Origin of the sequence: Arthrobacter terrae (genome assembly GCF_015708085.1) — a bacterium.
GTDB lineage: Bacteria > Actinomycetota > Actinomycetes > Actinomycetales > Micrococcaceae > Arthrobacter_M > Arthrobacter_M terrae.
This window is the reverse complement of the sequence record NZ_JADNYM010000018.1, coordinates 1-19,860: the sequence shown is the minus strand read 5'-3', so window position 1 is coordinate 19,860 and position 19,860 is coordinate 1. Positions and strand designations below refer to the sequence as shown.

At 63.0% G+C, this 19,860-nt stretch carries 15 protein-coding genes and 1 pseudogene; 9 read left to right on the top strand and 7 right to left on the bottom strand.

What is annotated here, in order from left to right; translation table 11 throughout:
* The first annotated feature begins 5 nt into the window (after positions 1-5).
* From IV500_RS14115 to IV500_RS14105, 3 genes are all read left to right on the top strand, one after another.
* Positions 6-3,401 (top strand): pyruvate carboxylase, encoded by a 3,396-nt coding sequence (locus IV500_RS14115; protein ID WP_196397454.1) that lies wholly within the window; start codon positions 6-8, stop codon positions 3,399-3,401.
* A gap of 117 nt (positions 3,402-3,518) precedes the next feature.
* Positions 3,519-3,734, top strand: a complete 216-nt coding sequence (locus IV500_RS14110; protein WP_196397453.1) for a hypothetical protein — start codon at positions 3,519-3,521, stop codon at positions 3,732-3,734.
* Positions 3,735-3,737: 3 nt separating this feature from the next.
* Complete coding sequence (locus IV500_RS14105) at positions 3,738-5,174, top strand: mycothione reductase (RefSeq protein WP_196397452.1); 1,437 nt, start codon at positions 3,738-3,740, stop codon at positions 5,172-5,174.
* 21 nt (positions 5,175-5,195) lie between these two features.
* Here the strand turns inward: IV500_RS14105 and IV500_RS14100 are convergent, their stop codons facing one another.
* Positions 5,196-7,007, bottom strand: coding sequence for an AMP-dependent synthetase/ligase (locus tag IV500_RS14100; RefSeq protein ID WP_196397451.1), 1,812 nt, complete (start codon positions 7,005-7,007; stop codon positions 5,196-5,198).
* A 216-nt stretch (positions 7,008-7,223) separates the two neighbouring features.
* On the opposite strand from IV500_RS14100, the gene IV500_RS14095 reads away from it, so the two are divergent.
* Positions 7,224-8,357, top strand: coding sequence for an ROK family glucokinase (locus tag IV500_RS14095; RefSeq protein ID WP_196397450.1), 1,134 nt, complete (start codon positions 7,224-7,226; stop codon positions 8,355-8,357).
* A 23-nt stretch (positions 8,358-8,380) separates the two neighbouring features.
* On the opposite strand, the gene IV500_RS14090 is transcribed toward IV500_RS14095, so the two are convergent.
* Complete coding sequence (locus tag IV500_RS14090; protein WP_196397449.1) at positions 8,381-8,965, bottom strand: hypothetical protein; 585 nt, start codon at positions 8,963-8,965, stop codon at positions 8,381-8,383.
* Positions 8,955-9,692, bottom strand: coding sequence for an alpha/beta hydrolase (locus IV500_RS14085; protein ID WP_196397448.1), 738 nt, complete (start codon positions 9,690-9,692; stop codon positions 8,955-8,957). The genes IV500_RS14090 and IV500_RS14085 overlap by 11 nt, the downstream gene beginning before the upstream one ends.
* Positions 9,693-9,898: 206 nt before the next feature.
* Here IV500_RS14085 and IV500_RS14080 point away from each other — a divergent pair.
* A pseudogene (locus IV500_RS14080) lies at positions 9,899-10,579 on the top strand (lysophospholipid acyltransferase family protein); the annotation flags it as partial.
* A gap of 646 nt (positions 10,580-11,225) precedes the next feature.
* Positions 11,226-12,587, top strand: coding sequence for a class II 3-deoxy-7-phosphoheptulonate synthase (locus tag IV500_RS14075; protein ID WP_196397520.1), 1,362 nt, complete (start codon positions 11,226-11,228; stop codon positions 12,585-12,587).
* Between the two features lie 36 nt (positions 12,588-12,623).
* Here the strand turns inward: IV500_RS14075 and IV500_RS14070 are convergent, their stop codons facing one another.
* Both IV500_RS14070 and IV500_RS14065 read right to left on the bottom strand, forming a co-directional pair.
* Complete coding sequence (locus tag IV500_RS14070; RefSeq protein ID WP_196397447.1) at positions 12,624-14,768, bottom strand: Stk1 family PASTA domain-containing Ser/Thr kinase; 2,145 nt, start codon at positions 14,766-14,768, stop codon at positions 12,624-12,626.
* Positions 14,769-14,863: 95 nt separating this feature from the next.
* Positions 14,864-16,243: a LysM peptidoglycan-binding domain-containing protein gene (locus tag IV500_RS14065; RefSeq protein WP_196397446.1), complete on the bottom strand. Its 1,380-nt coding sequence runs from the start codon at positions 16,241-16,243 to the stop codon at positions 14,864-14,866.
* Positions 16,244-16,543: 300 nt separating this feature from the next.
* On the opposite strand from IV500_RS14065, the gene IV500_RS14060 reads away from it, so the two are divergent.
* Complete coding sequence (locus tag IV500_RS14060) at positions 16,544-16,897, top strand: Rv2175c family DNA-binding protein (RefSeq protein ID WP_196397445.1); 354 nt, start codon at positions 16,544-16,546, stop codon at positions 16,895-16,897.
* Between the two features lie 28 nt (positions 16,898-16,925).
* On the opposite strand, the gene IV500_RS14055 is transcribed toward IV500_RS14060, so the two are convergent.
* On the bottom strand, positions 16,926-18,020 hold the full coding sequence (locus tag IV500_RS14055; RefSeq protein ID WP_196397519.1) for a polyprenyl synthetase family protein: 1,095 nt from the start codon (positions 18,018-18,020) through the stop codon (positions 16,926-16,928).
* Positions 18,021-18,055: 35 nt separating this feature from the next.
* Complete coding sequence (locus IV500_RS21540; protein WP_230854988.1) at positions 18,056-18,346, bottom strand: hypothetical protein; 291 nt, start codon at positions 18,344-18,346, stop codon at positions 18,056-18,058.
* Between IV500_RS21540 and IV500_RS21535 the strand changes: the two genes are divergently transcribed.
* Both IV500_RS21535 and IV500_RS14045 read left to right on the top strand, forming a co-directional pair.
* Complete coding sequence (locus IV500_RS21535) at positions 18,345-18,515, top strand: hypothetical protein (RefSeq protein ID WP_230854987.1); 171 nt, start codon at positions 18,345-18,347, stop codon at positions 18,513-18,515. The two genes, IV500_RS21540 and IV500_RS21535, sit on opposite strands and share 2 nt — an antisense overlap.
* A gap of 510 nt (positions 18,516-19,025) precedes the next feature.
* Positions 19,026-19,860, top strand: an 835-nt coding sequence (locus IV500_RS14045; protein ID WP_446680232.1) for a hypothetical protein, incomplete at its 3' end; no start/stop codon positions are given.

Sequence of the window (19,860 nt, the reverse complement as noted above, 5' to 3'; positions counted from 1 at the left end):
GCACAATGTTTTCAAAGATTCTGGTAGCCAACCGCGGCGAAATCGCGATCCGGGCTTTTCGCGCCAGCTACGAACTCGGTGCCAAGACAGTGGCGCTCTTTCCGTATGAAGACCGTAATTCCATTCACCGGCAAAAAGCCGATGAGGCGTATCTGATCGGGGAGGAGGGTCACCCGGTCCGGGCCTACCTTGATGTCGCTGAGGTAATCAGGGTCGCCAAGGAAGCGGGAGCGGACGCGATCTACCCCGGTTACGGTTTCCTGTCGGAGAACCCTGGGCTGGCGGCCGCGGCCGAAGAAGCCGGAATCACCTTTGTTGGGCCGCCGGCGGATGTGCTGGAACTGGCCGGCCACAAGGTCCACGCGCTTGACGCCGCCCGCCGGGCGGGTATCCCGGTCCTGAAGTCCAGCCAGCCGTCCTCGGACGTTGCTGAGCTGATTGCCGCCGCCGATGAGGTGGGGTTCCCCATTTTCGCCAAAGCCGTGGCCGGCGGCGGCGGGCGCGGAATGCGCCGGGTGGAGAAGCGGGAGGACCTGCCCGAGGCGCTTAAAGCGGCCATGCGTGAGGCCGATGCCGCCTTCGGCGACGACTCCATGTTTCTGGAACAGGCGGTGCTGCGTCCGCGTCACATCGAGGTGCAGATTCTGGCCGACGCCGCCGGCAATGTTATGCACCTGTTCGAGCGCGACTGCTCCATCCAGCGCCGGCATCAGAAAGTGGTGGAGATCGCGCCCGCTCCGAATCTTGACGAAAATATCCGGCAGGCGCTGTACCGCGATGCCGTGAAGTTCGCGAAGGCCCTGGGGTACGTCAACGCCGGCACGGTGGAGTTCCTGGTGGATACCGTGGGTGAACGGGCCGGCCAGCATTTCTTTATTGAAATGAACCCGAGAATCCAGGTTGAGCACACCGTCACGGAGGAAATCACCGACGTCGACTTGGTACAGTCGCAGCTGCGGATCGCTGCGGGGGAGACGCTGGCGGATCTGGGTTTGAGCCAGGACTCCGTGATGGTCAAGGGTGCCGCGCTGCAGTGCCGCATTACAACGGAGGATCCGGCCAATGGGTTCCGGCCCGACGTCGGAAAGATTTCCGCCTACCGTTCGGCCGGCGGTGCCGGTGTCCGGCTCGACGGCGGAACCGTTTACGCGGGCGCGGAGATCAGCCCGCACTTTGACTCCATGCTGGTGAAACTGACCTGCCGGGGACGCAGCTATCCCAGCGCCGTGGCCAGGGCCCGCCGTGCGCTGGCGGAATTCCGCATCCGTGGCGTCTCCACGAATATTTCGTTCCTGCAGGCGGTGCTCGATGACCCGGACTTTGTGGCCGGCAATGTCGCCACGTCCTTTATCGATGAGCGCCCCGAGCTGCTCAAAGCCCGCGTCTCCGCCGACCGAGGTACGAAACTTCTGACCTGGCTGGCGGATGTCACGGTGAACAAGCCCCATGGTGAGCTGACTGTGCACGCAGACCCGGCACGGAAGCTTCCCTCCGTCAGCATTGAGGACCTGCAGCCCGGTTCGCGCCAGCGGCTCCAGGAGCTGGGTCCGGAGGGCTTCGCCGCCGCGTTACGGGCGCAGACTGCGCTGGCTGTCACAGATACCACCTTCCGCGACGCACATCAGTCGCTGCTGGCCACCCGAGTGCGTACCCGGGACCTGGCGGCAGCCGGACCGGCGGTCTCCGCGCTGACGCCGCAGCTGCTGTCCGTCGAAGCATGGGGTGGTGCCACGTACGACGTTTCGCTGCGCTTTCTGGGCGAGGACCCCTGGGATCGGCTGACCGCGCTGCGCAGTGCCTTGCCGAATATTTGTCTGCAGATGCTGCTGCGCGGCCGGAACACCGTGGGTTATACCCCCTATCCCGCAGAGGTTACGGAGGCCTTTGTCACCGAAGCGGCACGCAGTGGGATCGACATCTTCCGGATTTTCGATGCGCTCAATGACGTGGCTCAAATGGCACCGGCCATCAAGGCCGTCCGGGCCACCGGAACGGCCGTGGCCGAGGTGGCGCTCTGTTACACCGGCGACATGCTGGATCCGGCGGAGACGCTTTACACGCTCGACTATTACCTTGCACTGGCCCGGCAAATCGTTGCAGCCGGCGCTCATATCCTGGCCATCAAGGACATGGCGGGCCTGCTCCGCCCGGCGGCCGCAGCCAAGCTGGTCGCGGCCCTGCGGTCCGAATTCGACCTTCCGGTGCACCTGCACACGCATGACACGACCGGTGGGCAAATGGCCACCCTAGTCGCCGCCGCTAATGCAGGTGTGGACGCTGTGGACGTGGCATCCGCCGCGCTGGCCGGAACCACCAGCCAGCCTTCGGCCTCGGCGCTGGTGGCAGCGCTGGCGCACACCGAGCGGGACACCGGAATTTCACTGCCGAATGTCTGCGCGCTGGAGCCGTATTGGGAAGCCGTCCGACGCGTTTACGCTCCTTTTGAGTCCGGGCTGGCCGGACCCACCGGGCGTGTCTACCGGCACGAAATTCCCGGCGGACAGCTCTCAAATCTCCGGCAGCAGGCCATAGCGCTGGGCTTGGGTGAACGCTTTGAGGAAATCGAAGACATGTACACCGCCGCTGACCGCATCCTGGGCCATTTGGTCAAGGTGACGCCGTCGTCCAAGGTCGTTGGCGATCTGGCCCTGCATCTGGTCGGCATCAAGGCGGACCCGAAGGATTTTGAAGAAAATCCGCAAAACTATGACGTCCCGGATTCAGTCATCGGTTTCCTTTCCGGCGAGCTGGGGAATCCGCCGGGCGGCTGGCCGGAGCCGTTCCGGACCAAGGCGCTGCAGGGACGGGAAATCAAGGTCCGCGATGCGCAACTGACCGCCGAGGACAGCGCGGCCCTGACATCAGAACCAGGCACGGTCCGCGAAACTTTAAACCGGTTGCTCTTTGCCGGTCCCACCAAGGACTATTTGAAGGTTAGAGACACCTACGGGGACGTGTCTGTATTGGACACCCGCGATTATCTCTATGGTCTGCAGCGCGGTCAGGAACATGTCATAGCGCTGGAGAAGGGCGTGCGGCTGATTGCCTCGTTGGAAGCCGTTTCAGAGGTTGATGAGAAGGGCATGCGCACCGTAATGTGCACGCTCAATGGGCAATCCCGCCCGGTGCTGATCCGCGACAATAGCGTCATCAGCGACGTTAAAACCGCGGAGAAGGCCGATCCCGCGGTGGCGGGCCAGATTGCCGCTCCATTCGCAGGTGCGGTGACGGTGACGGTCGCTGTCGGAGACACCGTCGAAGCCGGCGGGACAATCGCGACCATCGAAGCGATGAAGATGGAGGCGTCCATTACCAGCGCGGTCGCCGGCACGGTTTCCCGAGTGGCCGTCTCCGCTATCGAACAGGTGCAAGGCGGTGACCTGCTGGTAGTGGTGGGGTAGCAGCTTTTTCGGTGGCAGCGGCACGCCTGCGCTTGTCCGACTGCGCTAAAATGAGGGTTGATCGGCGGGCCGTAGCTGCAAAAAGTGGCTGCGGCCCGCTTTTGACGAGCGGGAGTTATGACGCAGGAGAATGAAAACCGGACGAATATATCCTCCGGAAGTAATGCCGCCAACAACGGGCCAGGGGGCGGAACGGACGCCCGGATGAGCGCTATGCCAACCAGCGCCATTCCGACGGGGACACTTCCGGCGACTGTGCCTGCCCGGTCGGTCCCCAGCGCCGCGCCGGTTGAACCCGCCGCTGTGCTGGTCGACGAAGTGCAGGTGGGCTAAGGGATGGTGCATTACGATCTGGCAATCCTGGGTTCGGGCTCCGGCAATTCCCTGCCGGGGCCACAATGGGCGGGCAGAAAAATTGCCATCATTGACGGCGGAACCTTTGGCGGCACCTGCCTTAACGTCGGGTGCATTCCAACTAAAATGTTTGTCTATCCTGCCGATCTTGCTGCGGGCGCACGCGAGGCGGGAAGGCTCGGCGTGCACGCGGAGGTCAACGACGTGCACTGGCGTGCCATTCGGGACCGGATCTTCAGCCGGATCGATGCGATCTCCGCCGGCGGGATGGAGTACCGTGCGCATGGGGAACCGAACATCACACTATACGCAGAGCACGCGGAATTCACCGACCCTAAAGCGCTGCTGACCTCCGGCGGTACCGAAATAACTGCTGATCAGATCGTGGTCGCTGCCGGTTCCCGCCCCGTGGTCCCGGACTTCCCCGGCAACGATCACCCACGGGTGCACACGTCCGACACGGTCATGCGGGTCGACGAGTTGCCGGCCAAAGTTCTCATTGTCGGCGGCGGTTTCATCGCGGCGGAGTTCGGCCATGTTTTTTCCGCACTTGGTTCAGAAGTGGTCATGCTGACCCGCTCACCGGGGTTGTTGAAGACTCAGGATGCTGAAATTTCGCGGCGTTTCGAAGAGCAGGTGAGCGGCCACTGGGACATCCGGCACGGCTATCAGGTGGCGTCCGTCCGGTCGGTCGAGAGCACGCCTGAGACGCACGGGCGCGAACGGGTTTGTGTGGAGCTTGCCCCGGTATCGGGATCGGCCAATGCGCGGGCGTCTATTGAGGTGGACTTGGTGCTGATGGCCACCGGGCGCCGACCGAACACCGATTTGCTCAATATTAAGGCCACCGGGTTCGACCTGGCGGTGAACGGACGGCTGCGGGTGGATAAATATCAGCGGGTGCTTACCGGTGGCCGTCCAACGACCGGCGTCTGGGCGCTGGGCGACATCAGCAGTGACTTCCAGCTCAAACATGTGGCAAATCACGAGGCCCGGACGGTGTCGCACAACCTGCTGAATCCGGAGCAGCTGCGCGCCAGTGACCAAAGATTTGTCCCGGAGGCAGTTTTCACCCGCCCGCAGATTGCCAAGGTCGGCATGACGGAGGCGCAGGCGCTGGCCGATGGGGCGCGCCGCGGAATCGAGGTCGTCACGGCCATCCAGGACTACGGGTCGACGGCGTACGGCTGGGCCATGGAGGACACCTCCGGCGTCGTGAAACTCATCGCCGAAAAAGACAGTGGATTGCTCCTGGGGGCCCATATCATGGGCCACGAAGCGTCACTGTTGATTCAGCCGCTCATCCAGGCCATGAGTTTCGGCCTCGATGCCCGTACCATGGCACGCGGCCAGTACTGGATCCATCCGGCGCTGACGGAGGTAGTGGAAAATGCCCTGCTGTCGTTGAAAGTGAGCTGACGTTGGGCGGGCCTTCGGTACCTAAACAGGTTTCTTCGCGGCGTAGATCTCCTCTACCAGCGCGTCGAAATCCTTGAGCACCTGGGACCGCTTAATTTTCATAGACGGCGTCAGATGCCCGGAGGACTCGGTAAAATCGGTCGGCACAATACGAAAGGCCTTGATGGATTCGGCATGTGAGACGGATTCATTGGCCTTGTCCACTGCTCGCTGGACTGCACCAACGACCGTATCGTGGACAATTGCGTTCTGCATGCTGATTCCGGCGGGGAGGCCGTGGGCTGCGGCCCATTTGGGCAGCGCTTCTTCGTCGAGCGTTACCAGAGCTGAAATGAACGGGCGCTGGTCCCCGAGCACCACACACTGTGAAATCAGGGCATCGGCACGTATCTGGTCTTCCAGCATCGCCGGAACCACGTTTTTGCCGCCGGCGGTAACAATGATTTCTTTTTTGCGCCCGGTGATCCGCAGGAAACCGTCAGCATCGAGTTCGCCAATGTCGCCGGTGTGCAGCCAGCCGTCGGCGAACGCTTCCGCCGTCAGGTCATTCCGGCCCCAGTAGCCGCGCATGACGCTGACACCCTTGGCGAGGATTTCGCCGTCGTCGGCAATTTTCACCGCATTCCCCGGCAGCGGCGCGCCGACGGTACCGATCCTGATCAGCGCCGGGTGGTTCACGGTCACGGGAGCTGTGGTTTCCGTCAGGCCGTAGCCTTCCAGGATCTGCAGACCGATTCCCTGGAAGAAGTGGCCCAGCCGTTCACCGAGGGGTCCGCCGCCGGAAACAGCGTGCTTGATGTGTCCGCCCATGGCCGTGCGGAGCTTCACATAGACCAACCTGTCAAAGACCGCATGCGAAACCTTGAGCAGGAATGGCACGCTCCCATTTTGCCTGGCACGGGAGTACGCGATGGCGGTGTCCGCGGCCCGGGCGAAGATCTTGCCTTTCCCCTCGGATTCGGCCTTGAGCGCAGCCGAGTTGTAAATTTTCTCGAACACCCGCGGCACGGCCAGGATAAACGTCGGCTGGAAGCTCTGCAGGTCCGAAAGGAGGTTTTTGATGTCAGGAGTGTGCGCCACCTTGGCACCGGCTGCCACGGCCAGCACGGAGATGAAACGCGCGAAAACGTGGGCCAGAGGAAGGAACATGATGGTCTGGGAACCTTCCGGAACAACGTCGGAGAGCACGCCCAAAGCGTTGTCCGAGAGTTCCACGAAGTTTCCGTGCGTCAGTTCGCAGCCCTTGGGACGGCCTGTTGTACCGGAGGTGTAGATGATGGTGGCGAGGTCACTGAGTCCGCTGGAGGTACGGCGCTCCTCCAGCTGGGCATCTGGAATGTCCCGACCGGCGGTGCGCAGTTCGTCCAGCCCGGCGCCCTCCAGTCGCCAGACATGGGCCAGGGCAGTGAGGGATTCAGCGGTTACTGCCTGCCGGACCATGTTTTCATGATGGGCGGTCTCGGCGAAGACCGCGACCGCGCCGGAGTCCCCAAGATTCCATGCCACCTGGCTGGGGGAGGAGGTTTCATAGATGGGTACCGAGACTGCGCCGGCAAACCAAATGGCGAAGTCCACCAGGGACCATTCATATCGCGTCCGGGCCATGATTCCCACCCGGTCTCCGGCGTTGATACCGAAGGCCATAAGCCCCTTAGCCAGAGCGCTCACATCGTCGCGGAACGCCGTCGCGGTGATGTCCACCCAGTGCTTCTGCGCGTCCAGCCGGGCAAAGAGAGCCGGGTTGGATGCCTTGTTGGCCTGCCGCAGGACCAAGTCCGTGGTGTTGGTGTTCCGGGGAACGTCGACCACTGCCGCAACGGAAAATTCTCGCACTGTAGCTCCTTCGATGCCTGAGGACCACTGGGGTTTGCCCTTACTCTATCCGGCAGCACGTGCCGGCTGGGCCACGAATTGTTACTCGTCAGTAACTTTATGGCGGCTTGCCGGGTTTTCCAAGCCGAGCGGCGTCTGCCCGGGCCCTTAGGCCGTTGAGCTGCGGGGCAAAGCCAAGGCAAACAGCGCCGGCATGCGGACACTAGAATGGCCGTGATGGTTGAATATCTGCCCCGTGAGTCCAAAGCTGTTCCGGTGCCCGAAAACGTTGCCGCGCTTGGCGGGACCGGTACGTCCGCGCTGAAGTCGAGCTGGCACCGGCGTGTCCCGGTGGCTGTTCCACGCGGTCGGGAACGACGAGCGGAACGGTTCCCCCAGCGCTTGGGCCGCCGCGGTCTGGCGATTGGTATTGACATCGGCGGCACGAAAGTTGCGGCAGGGGTGGTCGACCCGCGGGGAGTGGTCCTGGATCAACGTCGCCGGCTGACCCCTGGAAATGATCCGCGGGCCGTTGAGGCAACCATTGTGGAACTCGTCCAAGAGCTCTCCGCCGGGCACCGCGTGCTGTCAGTGGGGATCGGGGCCGCCGGCTGGATGGACCTGAGCTCAAGTACGGTGCTCTTCAGCCCCCACTTGGCGTGGCGCAACGAGCCGTTACGGGCAAACCTGGAGAGGCTGCTCCGACGACCCGTGGTGCTCAGCAACGATGCCGACGCTGCCGGATGGGCAGAATGGCGTTTCGGTGCCGGCCGTGGACAAAGCAGGCTGGTCTGCGTCACTTTGGGCACCGGAATCGGCGGTGCCATGGTGATGGACTCCAGACTGGAACGCGGCCGTTTTGGGCTTGCCGGCGAATTCGGGCACCAGGTGATTATGCCGCAGGGCCACCGTTGCGAGTGCGGAAACCGTGGATGCTGGGAACAGTACGCCTCCGGGAATGCACTCGGGCGCGAAGCCCGCGAACTGGCGCGGGCAAAGTCCCCGGTGGCGCAGGAGCTGCTGCGTCGTGTCGACGGCGACGTGGATGCGATTACCGGAACCGTGGTCACAGAGCTGGCCCTGGCCGGGGACGCGGCCTGCCGTGAATTGGTGGAGGAGGTCGGTGAGTGGCTCGGCCTTGGCCTGGCGAATCTGGCCGCAGCCCTGGACCCGGGCCTATTCGTCATCGGCGGGGGCCTCTGCGAGGCGGGGGAGATGCTCCTGGCACCGGCCCGCCGGTCGTTTGCGAGGAATCTGACCGGCCGTGGTTTCCGTCCGGCGGCGCCCATCAGCTTGGCTGCGCTGGGGCCAGGGGCAGGAATGATCGGTGCCGCCGATCTGTCCCGGGTCAGCAGCCGTTCGCGGCCCTGAGCATCATCAGCAGCGGGGCCGGCTCAGACCACCGCGCCGTCGTCGCCGTCGTCGTCCCGCTGTGCAGGCAACCGAAACATCAGGTAACCCGCTGAGACGACGAAGGCCGCAATCATGGCGAGGATGGCCGTCAGCGGCGCGCCCCGCCACAAGAGGGCGGTGAACAGCAGCGCGATAGGGCCACCCACAGCCCCCGTCCAGGCGAGCATCAGGGCCGGCTCGACGGCGGACAGCGGCGGCGGATCTTCAGGTACGAAGTCATCACCGTCCGGCCAGGGAACTTCCGCCGCGTAGTCCCGTGGCCCGGGCGGGCCCGTACCGGGAGCGGGCCCGGTATCCTCGTCCGCTCCGTTGCCCCGAGGGCTCGAGTGCGGCGCTCGGGAGATACCCAAGGGGTCAAAATCGTCAAAAGACGTAGGCTTCCCGATCGGTGCAGCACTGTCGGAATCAATGCCGGCCCCGGCCGGGGATGAGGGCTCATCGAATCCATCGAGGGAGTAACCCGCCGCCGATGGGCCTTCCAAACGCGCCACCAGATCCCGCCAGATCGCGTCGTCGTCATCGTTGGCATTGGTTTCGGATGGATCCTGCTCTGGTTTACTGACCACCGGAGTGCTCCCGGAAGAATGCTGCGGAACGCTCAAAAATCAGCGCCGCATCGTTGTCCATGGTGGCCACATGGTAACTGTTCTCCAGCCGGACGACCTCGAAATCAGTGCTGCCGATCCCGTGTGCAAGGACCTCCATGCTGCTCTCCGGCACTACTCTGTCCACGGCGGAACGGAACACGATCGTTGGCGCTTTGACCCGGTCCAGCCCTGCAACAGTGTCCTTGAAAAGTCCTGCCAGCTGTTGGACGGCCGCAACTGGTGTCCTCTGGTAGGCACCCTCACTGACTCCTGCGAGCTTAATGTCGTCGCCGATCGCGGGGACGCTTTTGAGCACATATTTGAGAAATCGCGAATAGCGTGCCCGCTTGTCCGAAAAGGTCAGACCGGGGTTGACGACGGCGACCCCGGCTACGCCGTGATGTTCTGCTACCCGCAACGCCAGTGCACCGCCCATGGACAATCCGGCGGTGAAGACTACGTCGCAACGTTCCGTCAGTTCCAGATACGCCCGCTCGAAATCCTGATACCACCGGATCCAAGGGGTGCGGGCGAGCTCCTGCCAGCTGGTACCGTGGCCCGACAGTAAGGGAAGGCTGACGGCGAATCCCTGGGCAGCCAGATATTCCGCCCAGCCCTGTATGCTCACCGGGGAACCGGTAAAGCCATGGCTCAGTGCAACCCCGACCCTGGCCATGGGCCCGTGGCCGCTGCTGGAAAATGTCATTGCCGACGGTATCCGCTCAGGATTTCAACGTCCCGGGCGGGATTTGTGAAGATCATAGGGCAATCGTGCCACTCCTTGGCGGTTTTCTCACTAGCGGGGACTTACTGGCCGTACTCTCATTAGAGTAACGTCTTAGCAAAAGTGCAGGGCGAAAAAGCAGCATCGGGTGTGTCCCGTGTGTGAAGACACCAGAAGGGAAACACTGCGTGTTCTATTGGATAATGAAGCGGATCTTCATAGGCCCCGTCCTGAAGCTGCTGTTCCGTCCCTGGATCAAGGGGCTGGATAACATTCCAGCGGACGGCGCCGCCGTCTTGGCGAGCAATCATCTGTCCTTTTCCGACTCGATTTTCATGCCGTTAATGGTTCCCAGGCCGGTCGTCTTCCTGGCGAAATCCGAGTACTTCACGGGCAAAGGCATCAAGGGTAAGCTCACGGCTGCTTTCTTTAGGCTGACCAATCAGTTGCCGATGGACCGTTCCGGCGGTGCGGCATCGGCGAATTCCCTGGAGTCCGGTCGGCAGATTCTGAACCATGGCGGACTGCTGGGGATCTATCCGGAAGGCACGCGAAGCCCCGACGGGAAGCTATACCGGGGCAAAGTCGGTGTTGCCAAACTGGTGCTCAGCGCCGGTGTTCCGGTAATTCCCGTGGCCATGATTGGTACCGATAAGGTGCAGCCGATTGGCCGCAGGATCCCGAATATCCGGCGGATTGGCGTGATTTTTGGCGAACCCTTGGACTTCAGCCGGTATCAGGGCCTGGGGAACGACAGATTTGTACAGCGCTCGGTCACGGACGAAATAATGTATGAGCTCATGCGGCTGTCCGGTCAGGAATATGTGGACGCCTACGCCAGCACCGTCAAGGAGAAGCTGGCCGCTAGAAAGGCCGGTAAGGAAGCTGCGAACCCAAAGGCAGCTGCGGCCGTGCGGCTGGCGGCGGCGGAAAACAACATCAAGCCGGGTGCCGTCACTGTAATTGGCGGAACCGCCTCCGCCGCGGCAGCAGGTGTGGCCCCCGCTGCCGCAGCGGAAGCCGGGCCGGGTAGGTCAGCGGCAGACAGATTGCATTCCGGCGATAGACCGGAAGTGATAGTTGCGGTTCCCCCGGACGTCGCAGAGGCGATCCTTCTCCCGGAAGGTGAGCACTTTGACGACACAAGCCCCGCCGGCCCATCCGACGGCACCGACCATAACTCCGGGGCGGGTTCGACCAGCACAGTGGCAGCCCACGGATCACCGGCCTCCGGTGTCGGGCCCGCGGAGGCGACGGTCCCGAGGGAACGCACCGGTGGCAGGAAAAACACTAAACCGTAGGCAATCGCTGCCTACGGTTGGTGCCGTGCTGACTTCGCTATATGACGGCGGCGGACTCGTCATGACCGCGGCCACAGCCGGAGGCGGCAAAAGCAACTAGGCTAAAGCTGTGACTGATCTTTCAACACCTGCTCCGATCCTCCCGCCAGACTTCGCTGCCGCCCCTACGGCTGCCCCCGCGCCCGGCGCTGTCTCCGCGGCTGCCGCGGCCCCCGTGCCCGGCGCTGCCACCGGAGGCGCCGTCGCTTACCCTGGTCTGGACGATTGGCGGAAACTGCCGATTTCCCAGCAACCGGTCTGGTCGGATGTGTCCGTCTATGAGTCCTCGGTCAAGGAACTGTCGATGCTGCCGCCACTGGTATTTGCCGGTGAAGTGGACGACCTGCGTGATCGCTTGGCCTTGGCTGCCCAAGGGAAGGCCTTCCTGCTGCAGGGGGGAGACTGCGCGGAAACCTTCGCAGGTGCCACCGCGGACAAAATCAGCGCCAGGGTAAAAACAATTCTGCAGATGGCTGTGGTGCTCACCTATGGCGCTTCCATGCCGGTCATCAAAATGGGGCGGATGGCGGGACAGTTCGCCAAACCGCGTTCGTCCAATGATGAAACGCGCGACGGCGTTACCCTTCCGGCCTTCCGTGGAGACATCGTCAATGGGTTCGAATTCACCCCTCAGTCACGCGCGCACGACGCCTCCAGAATGCTCAAGGCGTACCACACCTCCGCTTCCACGCTGAACCTGATACGTGCCTTCACGCAGGGCGGCTTCGCCGACCTGCGCCTGGTGCACCAGTGGAACCGTGGCTTCACGCAGAATCCCGCCCATGCGCGCTATGAGTCCCTGGCGAAGGACATTGACCGGGCCATCAAGTTCATGGCCTCCTGCGGAGCGGACTTCGAAGCGCTCAAACGAGTCGAATTCTTCGCCAGCCACGAGGCGCTGCTGCTGGATTATGAACGGGCACTGACGCGCATCGACTCCCGCACGGGCCTGCCTTACGACACTTCGGGACATTTTCTGTGGATCGGCGAGCGGACCCGTGAACTGGATCAGGCCCACATCGACTTTCTCTCCCGCGTCCGTAACCCCATCGGCGTCAAATTGGGCCCGGGCACCACGGGGGAGGACGCATTGCGGTTGATCGATAAGCTCGATCCGGACCGGGAACCGGGCCGTTTGACCTTCATTACGCGGATGGGTGCACGGAATATCCGCGAGAAACTGCCTCAGCTGGTCCGGAAGGTCACGGACTCCGGGGCTCAGGTCCTCTGGGTCACGGATCCCATGCACGGGAACACCGTCACGTCCCCCAACGGGTACAAGACGCGCAACTTCGATGATGTCATCGACGAAGTCAGGGGTTTTTTCGAGGTGCACAAGTCGCTCGGAACATTCCCCGGCGGCCTGCACGTGGAGATGACGGGCGACGACGTTGCTGAATGTCTGGGCGGTGCTGATCCCATCGATCAGGAAGCCTTCCTGGAGGGCTACGAGTCGGTCTGCGACCCGCGGCTAAATCATAAGCAGTCCCTGGAAATGGCATTCCTGGTTGCTGGAGCCCTGTCCAACCGGTCCTAGTCGCTCCAAGGGTTGCTCCAGATTTCGGTACCGGGGTCAGACTACGGTCAAAATAATGACGGATCCTTCGGGCACATCCTTGTTGACCGGGTTCTGGTCACGAACGGTGCCGAAAAACCCGCCCAGAATATTGTTGACCTTGACCTGAAAACCGAGCTGCTGGAGTTCCTGGACCGCCTTGTCCACCTGCTTGCCGATGAAGCTGGGGACGGTGATCAGCTTGGGGCCCTTGGAAACGGTCAGCGTAACCGCAGAACCCTTGGACAGCGTCCCGCTGGCCGGATCCTGCGAGACTACGGAACCGGCGGGAACTTGTTTGTCGAAGACCGTATCCGGCGCCAGCTGCGGGACGAGTCCAACGTCATTCATGGCCTTACGCGCAGCGTCCTTGTCCTTACCGACCACGTTGGGCACCGGGATAGGCGTCGGGCCCTTGGAGACGGTTAGGTCCACGGGCGTGGTCCCGCGCTGCTGCGTGTTCGACGTCGGGCTCTGACTTAGGACAACGCCAGCGGCCCTTTCTTCGTCATATTGTCCGGTGACGTTGCCCAGGGCGAGCTTGGCGTTGTTCAGCGCCGTCTTTGCGGCGTCCAGAGTACCGCCGGTTACGGCTGGAACCGTGTACAGGACCGGCCCCTTGGAAACCAGCAGGGTTACCGGGAGAAACCGACGTCGCTGCGTCCCCGGCTCTGGGTCGCTCGTCACCACCAGGCCCTGTTGCACGGTCTCATCATTGACGTCTTTGCTCATGGAACCGAAACCCTGATCCTGCAGCAATGCCTGGGCCTGTGCCACCGTTTTGTCCTGGACGTTCGGGACGGCTGCCAGTGCGCCGGGACCGAGGCCGAAAAACCAGCCTGCACCGCCGCCGAGCAGCGCCAGCACCAGCAGCACGATCAGCCAGATCAGGAAACGGCGGCGGGGCCGGCCGCGGCGCAGAGTCTGCAGGGGATGTTCGGCCGCTCGAATCCGGGCGTGCTCCGCGCTGCGGACCGCACGTTTAGCCTCGCGCCGGCTGGGTCGCAGAACCGGGGCTGGTTCTTCGGGTGGGGAGAGCGGTCCGGCATATCCCTGCCGGGCTGCCGGGTTGCTCCCCGCCGGTAGTACCGTCGTGTGATGTATACGTCCCATCATTTTGGTCTGCTGGGTTCTGTCATCCGGTAACAGAGAGTTGTCGATCAGCACGGTCTGCTGCGCCTCGGTGCGGATTGCCTCAGTAGCCAAGTGCACGACCTCGGTCCGGCCGTTCCCTGTGCGTCCCCACGGTGCCCCCGTTTCCGGCGTCCCTGTTTCCGGGGTCCCGGCGATGTGAGAGGGAGCTTGGAAATCTAATTCCGCGTCGCTGAGCGTCGTTCGGATGTGGCGCAGGTCTTCCAGCAGTGCGTAGCCGTCCGCGGGTCTGGACTCCGGGTCTTTCTCGGTGCAGCAGCGGACCAGCTCATCGAGGTCTGCAGACAGCCCCGGCAACTCGGTCGAAGGTGCGGGGACGGGAGTCGTTAGATGCTGCAGGGCCACTCGGACCGGCAGCTCGCCGCGGAATGGTTGGTGTCCGGTCAACAGCTCGAAAAGCATGATGCCAATGGAATAGATGTCGCTGCGCGCGTCCGCCGGAGCGCCATCGACGAGTTCTGGTGAGAGGTACCCGACGGTCCCGATCAGCATTCCCGTGTTCGTCGTCGTCGTCACAGCTCGGGCCAGACCGAAGTCGCCGACCTTGATGCGGCCGTCGTCGGCAATGAGCACGTTTTCGGGCTTGATATCCCGATGGACAAGGTCCGCGGCGTGGGCAGCCCCAAGGCCCTCCACGACGGCGTCCAGGTAAGCCAGCGCGAGCCGCGGCGGGAGCGCCCCGCGCTCGTTAAGCACATCCCGCAAGGTGTGGCCGGGAATGTATTCCATCACCAGGTAGGCCAGCGGGCCGTCATTGCCGGTGTCAAACATTCCAACCACATGCGGATGCGACAGACGCGCCGCCGCCTTGGCCTCCCGGCCCAGCCGATCGAGAAAACTATTGTCTGTGGCCAGATGCGGGTGCAGGACCTTCAGGGCGACGTTGCGGTCCAGACGCAGGTCCGTTGCCAGGTAGACGGTGGACATGCCGCCGCGCGCCACCTTCGACAGAACGAGGTAGCGCTCCCCAACCGTGGTCCCTACCAATGGGTCTACCGAAAGTTCTTGCACCCTTCGATCCTAGGCGCTCAAAGGAACAGGGCCGCGAACAACACTCGTTCCGGCCCTGTTCGTTTATGGCGGCAACATCCGGCCAAAGGTAGGTACTAGCCGAATGTCAGCTGATTCTCCTTGACCGAAGCGACGTAATTGGCGGTGTCAGGGTACATCCCGTACAACGAGACCGAGTACTGCCCCTGGTAGTAGCCCGCGATCGCGTTGTCCAGGGAATCGCTGGTGGAGACCAAAGCGCGGATTATGGCCACCCCGGCCGTAACATTGTCCTGCGGGTCGAGGAGGTTCAGATGCCGCCCCACAAGCTCTGAGGCCCATTCGCCGGCCTGCGGGATGATCTGCATGGTGCCGATCGCATTTGCGGGGGACACCGACTGGTGGTTGAAGCCGGATTCCTGCAGAGCAAACGCCAGGGCCAACGAGGGCGGCACGCCCATCCGGGCCGCGGTCGTGGCAACGAGGTCCTTGATCTGGTCCTGAGAGGGGATGGGCGCAGCCAGCAGCGCGGCCTTGTTGACATTGGCCTGGCTTACGACGGCTTCCGGGTAGGTGTAATGCAGGAAGGTGTTGGGAACCAGCTGCGTCGGTGCTTCGCTGGAAGCCACCGAGATGGACCCCGGCAGGGTGAGACTTTGGCCGGGATGAATGAGAGTGTTCGCAGTGAGGCCGTTGGCCGATGCCAGAGCCTGCACAGTGACATCGTTGGCCGCGGCGATGGCGGATAAGGTGTCGCCGACCTTGATGACGTAACCAGCTGCAGCGGCGACTGCCTGCGTGGCACCCTCTGTTGCGGCGGCCGGCGCGTCAGCCGTTGAGCCGCCTGCGGCCAGCTTAATCGGCTGGCCCGGGCGGATAATGGAGACGGCCGAGAGGCTATTGAGCGTCAGCAGATGACCAACCGATAAGGAATGAGCGGCAGCAATGGCGCTGATCGTGTCCCCGGCCTGCACCGTATAGTCGGACGCTGCAGACGCAGCCGGGGCGGCAGACGCAGCCGGGGCGGAACCGGAGTCCGTCAGGCGCAGTGTTTGTCCCGGATGGATCAACGATGTCGCGCCCAGATTATTCAGGTCCAGGACCTGCCGAACGTCCAGACCGAAGCGTCCCGCAATGGCACTGACAGTGTCCCCGGTCAGCACGGTGTAGTCCGCCGGCGCGGCGAACATGGTTGCTGCAAAGCCGGCCGGGAACGCGGTGGCGACATTGCTGGTCGGCATTTGCGCATAGCTGGCGGTACTCATGCCTGCGGTACTCATGCCTGCGGTGATCGCCGCGCTGCGCCCCGCAAGCTGGCCGGTCAGGGAAAATGAAACAGGGATGCTCTTTGCCGGAGCCGAGGCAGGCTGTGCGGCAGTTGCCGGCAGTGCCAGGGCCAGAGACGAGAGCATGACCACAGGAAGCGCGGCAGTGGACACTAGAGCCAGCTGCCTAACTGATTTCCGGCCGGGTCGTGGCGGGATTGCGGGAGTCATGGAGATAATTCCTCAACGTAGATGGGGTGATACCGGTGTTTTTTGTACTGCCGTTGTTAGTCATGATGCAGAGTACCCAAAGACAACAAATGTTAATCCTGTGACGTATGTGACTCATGTGACTCATGTGAATTTACACGAGAATTTCCATAGCACAGTCATTTACAAAATCCATTAGCCTGCTTGCCTGGAGTGTCGCAACGTTTTAGGCGGACGGGGTGTTGTGCGAAGTCGGCAAGCGTCGGAGCGAGCTGATGCTGGGAGTAGGACGGCGGCTACAAGGTGTGGCAGGCTTACCGGGTGAATAACGTGGAGAATCTTGTCAGTGAATGGTTGCCCTTGCCCGATGTCAGCGAGCTTCTAGGTGTTTCGGTCACCAAGGTTCACAGCCTTCTGGAGGGTCGCGCGCTGCTCGCCCTGCGGATCGGGGAGCGTAAAATCCGCTCCGTGCCTGCAGCCTTTTTTATGGACGGCAAGATTCTGGACAGCCTTAAAGGCACTCTTGTGGTCCTTGGCGATGCGGCATTCAGCGATGAGGAAGCAATCGCCTGGTTGTTCACCGAAGATGATTCCCTGCCCGGCCGGCCGGTGGACGCTCTGCGGGAGGGCCGCAAGACAGAAATCCGCCGCCGCGCACAGGCCCTCGGCTGGTAGCCCGGCCCTCTGGCCGGCCCTGGCCGGATCAAGACTTTCTGCGGACGGCGGCCGTGGCCAGCGCGCGCAGTGATGCCGCGGCCTCGTCGGGCACGTCCAACGAGTCCAAGGCTGCAAAGGATTTTGCGCTGTAGGCCTCTATGAGTGTTTCCGCTTCCGCCAAGGCTCCGGATTCAACGATGATCGCCCGGATGCGCTCAATCTCTGCATCGCCAAGCTCCTGGCACCCCAGCCGCTCATCGACGAACCGTGCTTCCCGTTCGCCCGCGGCTGCCAGCGTGAGCCCCACGAGGACCGTGCGCTTTCCCTCTCGCAGATCATCCCCGGCAGGCTTTCCGGTAGTGGCCGGGTCGCCGAAAACCCCCAGTAGATCGTCACGCAACTGAAAGGCCTCGCCCAGCGGCAAGGCGAACGCCGAGTAGCCTGCCAGCAGTTCTTCGTCGGCGCCGGCAAGGGCGCCGCCTAGGACAAGAGGATGTTCGGTCGAATATTTGGCACTCTTGTAACGGATGATGTCCTGTGCCCGCTGCACGGCTGTTTCGACCGGCCGGGCAGGCCCGGAGACTTCCTCGAGAATGTCCAGATACTGCCCGGCCATGACCTCCGTCCGCATGAGATCGAAAACCTTGCGCGCCCTGGTGCCTGCCGCCGTCGGCCGTCCTATCGAGGCGAGGACTTCTTCGCTGAAGGACAAACAGAGATCTCCGGTCAGGATGGCTGCCGCATGACCGAACCGCTCGGCGTCCAAGGACCAGCGGTTCGTGGTGTGAAGTAGGCTGAATCGGCGGTGCACACTGGGACCGCCGCGGCGGATGTCCGATCCATCAATGATGTCATCGTGGATGAGGGCTGCCGCTTGGAAGAGTTCCAGCGCGACGCCCGCGCTTACAATTTCTGAGCTGTCCGCCTTGCCACCGGCACCGCGCCAACCCCAGTAACACATTAGGGCACGGAGCCGCTTTCCCCCGGTCACCAGTGTGCGAACGGAGTCCAGCAGCACCAGCGTATCCGGGGAGATGGCCGTGAGTACGTCACGTTTGGAATCGAGGAAGACTGCGAGCTCGCGGGCAACGCCGGCAATGAACAGCTCCTGCTCTGTGAGGACGTTATCCGTTTGCGGGATCACCAGACGCTCATCGGCGCGGCTGCTGTTGGTGCTCACTTGAGGGAGGCCGGAAGGACATTGGCGCTTACCGTGAAGGTGACGCCGGGTTCGGACGGGACCACCGAAACCTGGACGGTTTCTGTCCCGTTCGCACGGCTGAAATCCTTGGCGGCGACCGAGCCGACTGCGTCTCCTGGAAGCGCCGTGAAGCCCTGATCCTGGAAAACCTTGGTGTAGTAGGCCAGCACATCGGTACTCGTCGCGCTGATGGCTGCGGTGAAAGAGGCCGTGGCGGGCGTCTTGGTTTTATCGAAGCTTGACGCTTTTACGTTGGCGCCGGGCATGACGGGGAGCAAGGTGGCGGGAAAGTCCGCGACCAGCGCGCCGACCGTCGAGGTGGTGCTCGACGTCGGACTAGCGGACGAAGTCGACGACGGCGACGGCGACGGCGACGTTGTACCCGACGTTGTATTACTTGAAGTGCTGGATGCTGCTGGTCCCGCCGATTGCTGAGCCTCTGAAGCGCCGGCCACGCTGCTTGGCACCGCGCTGGTAGTTTCCCCGGAGCCGTTCGACGATGTGCAACCGGTCAGGAAAAGCGCCGCGGCCAGAACCGCTGTCACGACGACAGGGGCACGGTCTCCGTGCGTCCCTGTAGTGGCCCGTTGGACTGTCGGAAAGATTCCCCGAGGTCGGTTCGGGCGTACGTGTCCGTTCAACATCACTAGCTTCCTTACATGCGGCGGGGTCTCCAACAAGTCGTTCCAGTTTAGCGGGGTGCGGCGTAGCGCAGTCCACGGGGATCCGGGCGAGTGCTTTTAGCCCGGTCGGCGCACGGAGCCTGGAATGTTTTTCAAAATACTTTTCCACAGGGGCCGTTTTTGGGGTCTTTTTGTCCTGGTGATGTCGGTGTCTCTTCGTAGCCTTGGAGTAGTTGGAGATCAGGAGGATTTCCAGGTTTTCTTGCCAGGTTTTCTTTCGGTGAGGGTTGCCGGGTTCGGGTGTTGAGGGGTGGTGGGTGGTGTGGAGATTGATCGGGAGAATCTGGCTCGGGTGCTGGCTGCGGTCACGGCGAAGTATCCGCATCGGCTCGAGCGCGCGGGCCTAAGCACCGGCCCCGGTCCTGGCACTGGTCCCCGGACCGGCCCTGCCACCGGCTCCGGTCCTGTTCCCGTCCCTGGCACTGTTCCCGGGACCGGCCGGCCCGACGACGGCGCCGCCAGTACCGGCGGATCAGACGCCGGCGGTGCCGCCGGCCCGGGTGTTCCCGCTGGTTTGCCGGTTTCTGGGGTACCGGTTGATGGTCCGGTTGGGGAGGCTCTGTTTGTGGTGGGGCCGTCGGCGGGGATCGTGGGACGGTTGGAGCAGGTGAATGTGTTGTTGGCGGAGGTTTTGGGGACGGATCCGCAGGCTGTGTCGCAGGAGGCGTGGCTGTCGATTATTGGTGCGGCTGAGAGTACGCGGCGTCGGTTGGACGCGGTGTATCTGCACAGTGTCGCGGCCGCGGATCAGTGCGGGGCTGCGGGGTTGTCCGGGATCGGGACGAAGAATATGCGTGAGTATCTGGTGCATGGGGTGGGGGTTGAACCGGGGCGGGCGAAAGCCGATGTGGAAGCGGCCCGCGCCATCCACACCAACAGCAACGGCAAGGGTAAGGGTAGGGGTTCTGGTTTTTTGGTCCGTGAGGTGGTGTTGGGGGCGGGGCCGTTGGCGTCGTTGGGTTCCCGGTTAGCGGTGGGGGATGTTACGGCCGGGCATGTGCGGACCGGGGTGCGGGTGTTGGAGAAGGTCCCGGCCCGGATCGTTACGGTGGAGACGTCGGAGCGGATCGGGGAGTATCTGGCGCGGCAGGCTCCGA

Coding starts and splice junctions, on each gene's coding strand:
- IV500_RS14115 (WP_196397454.1), top strand. CDS start 6: ATGTTTTCAAAGATTCTGGTAGCCAACCGCGGCGAAATCGCGATCCGG.
- IV500_RS14110 (WP_196397453.1), top strand. CDS start 3,519: ATGACGCAGGAGAATGAAAACCGGACGAATATATCCTCCGGAAGTAAT.
- IV500_RS14105 (WP_196397452.1), top strand. CDS start 3,738: ATGGTGCATTACGATCTGGCAATCCTGGGTTCGGGCTCCGGCAATTCC.
- IV500_RS14095 (WP_196397450.1), top strand. CDS start 7,224: ATGGTTGAATATCTGCCCCGTGAGTCCAAAGCTGTTCCGGTGCCCGAA.
- IV500_RS14085 (WP_196397448.1), bottom strand. CDS start 9,692: ATGACATTTTCCAGCAGCGGCCACGGGCCCATGGCCAGGGTCGGGGTT.
- IV500_RS14065 (WP_196397446.1), bottom strand. CDS start 16,243: ATGACTCCCGCAATCCCGCCACGACCCGGCCGGAAATCAGTTAGGCAG.
- IV500_RS21535 (WP_230854987.1), top strand. CDS start 18,345: ATGACGGGGAGCAAGGTGGCGGGAAAGTCCGCGACCAGCGCGCCGACC.
- IV500_RS21540 (WP_230854988.1), bottom strand. CDS start 18,346: ATGCCCGGCGCCAACGTAAAAGCGTCAAGCTTCGATAAAACCAAGACG.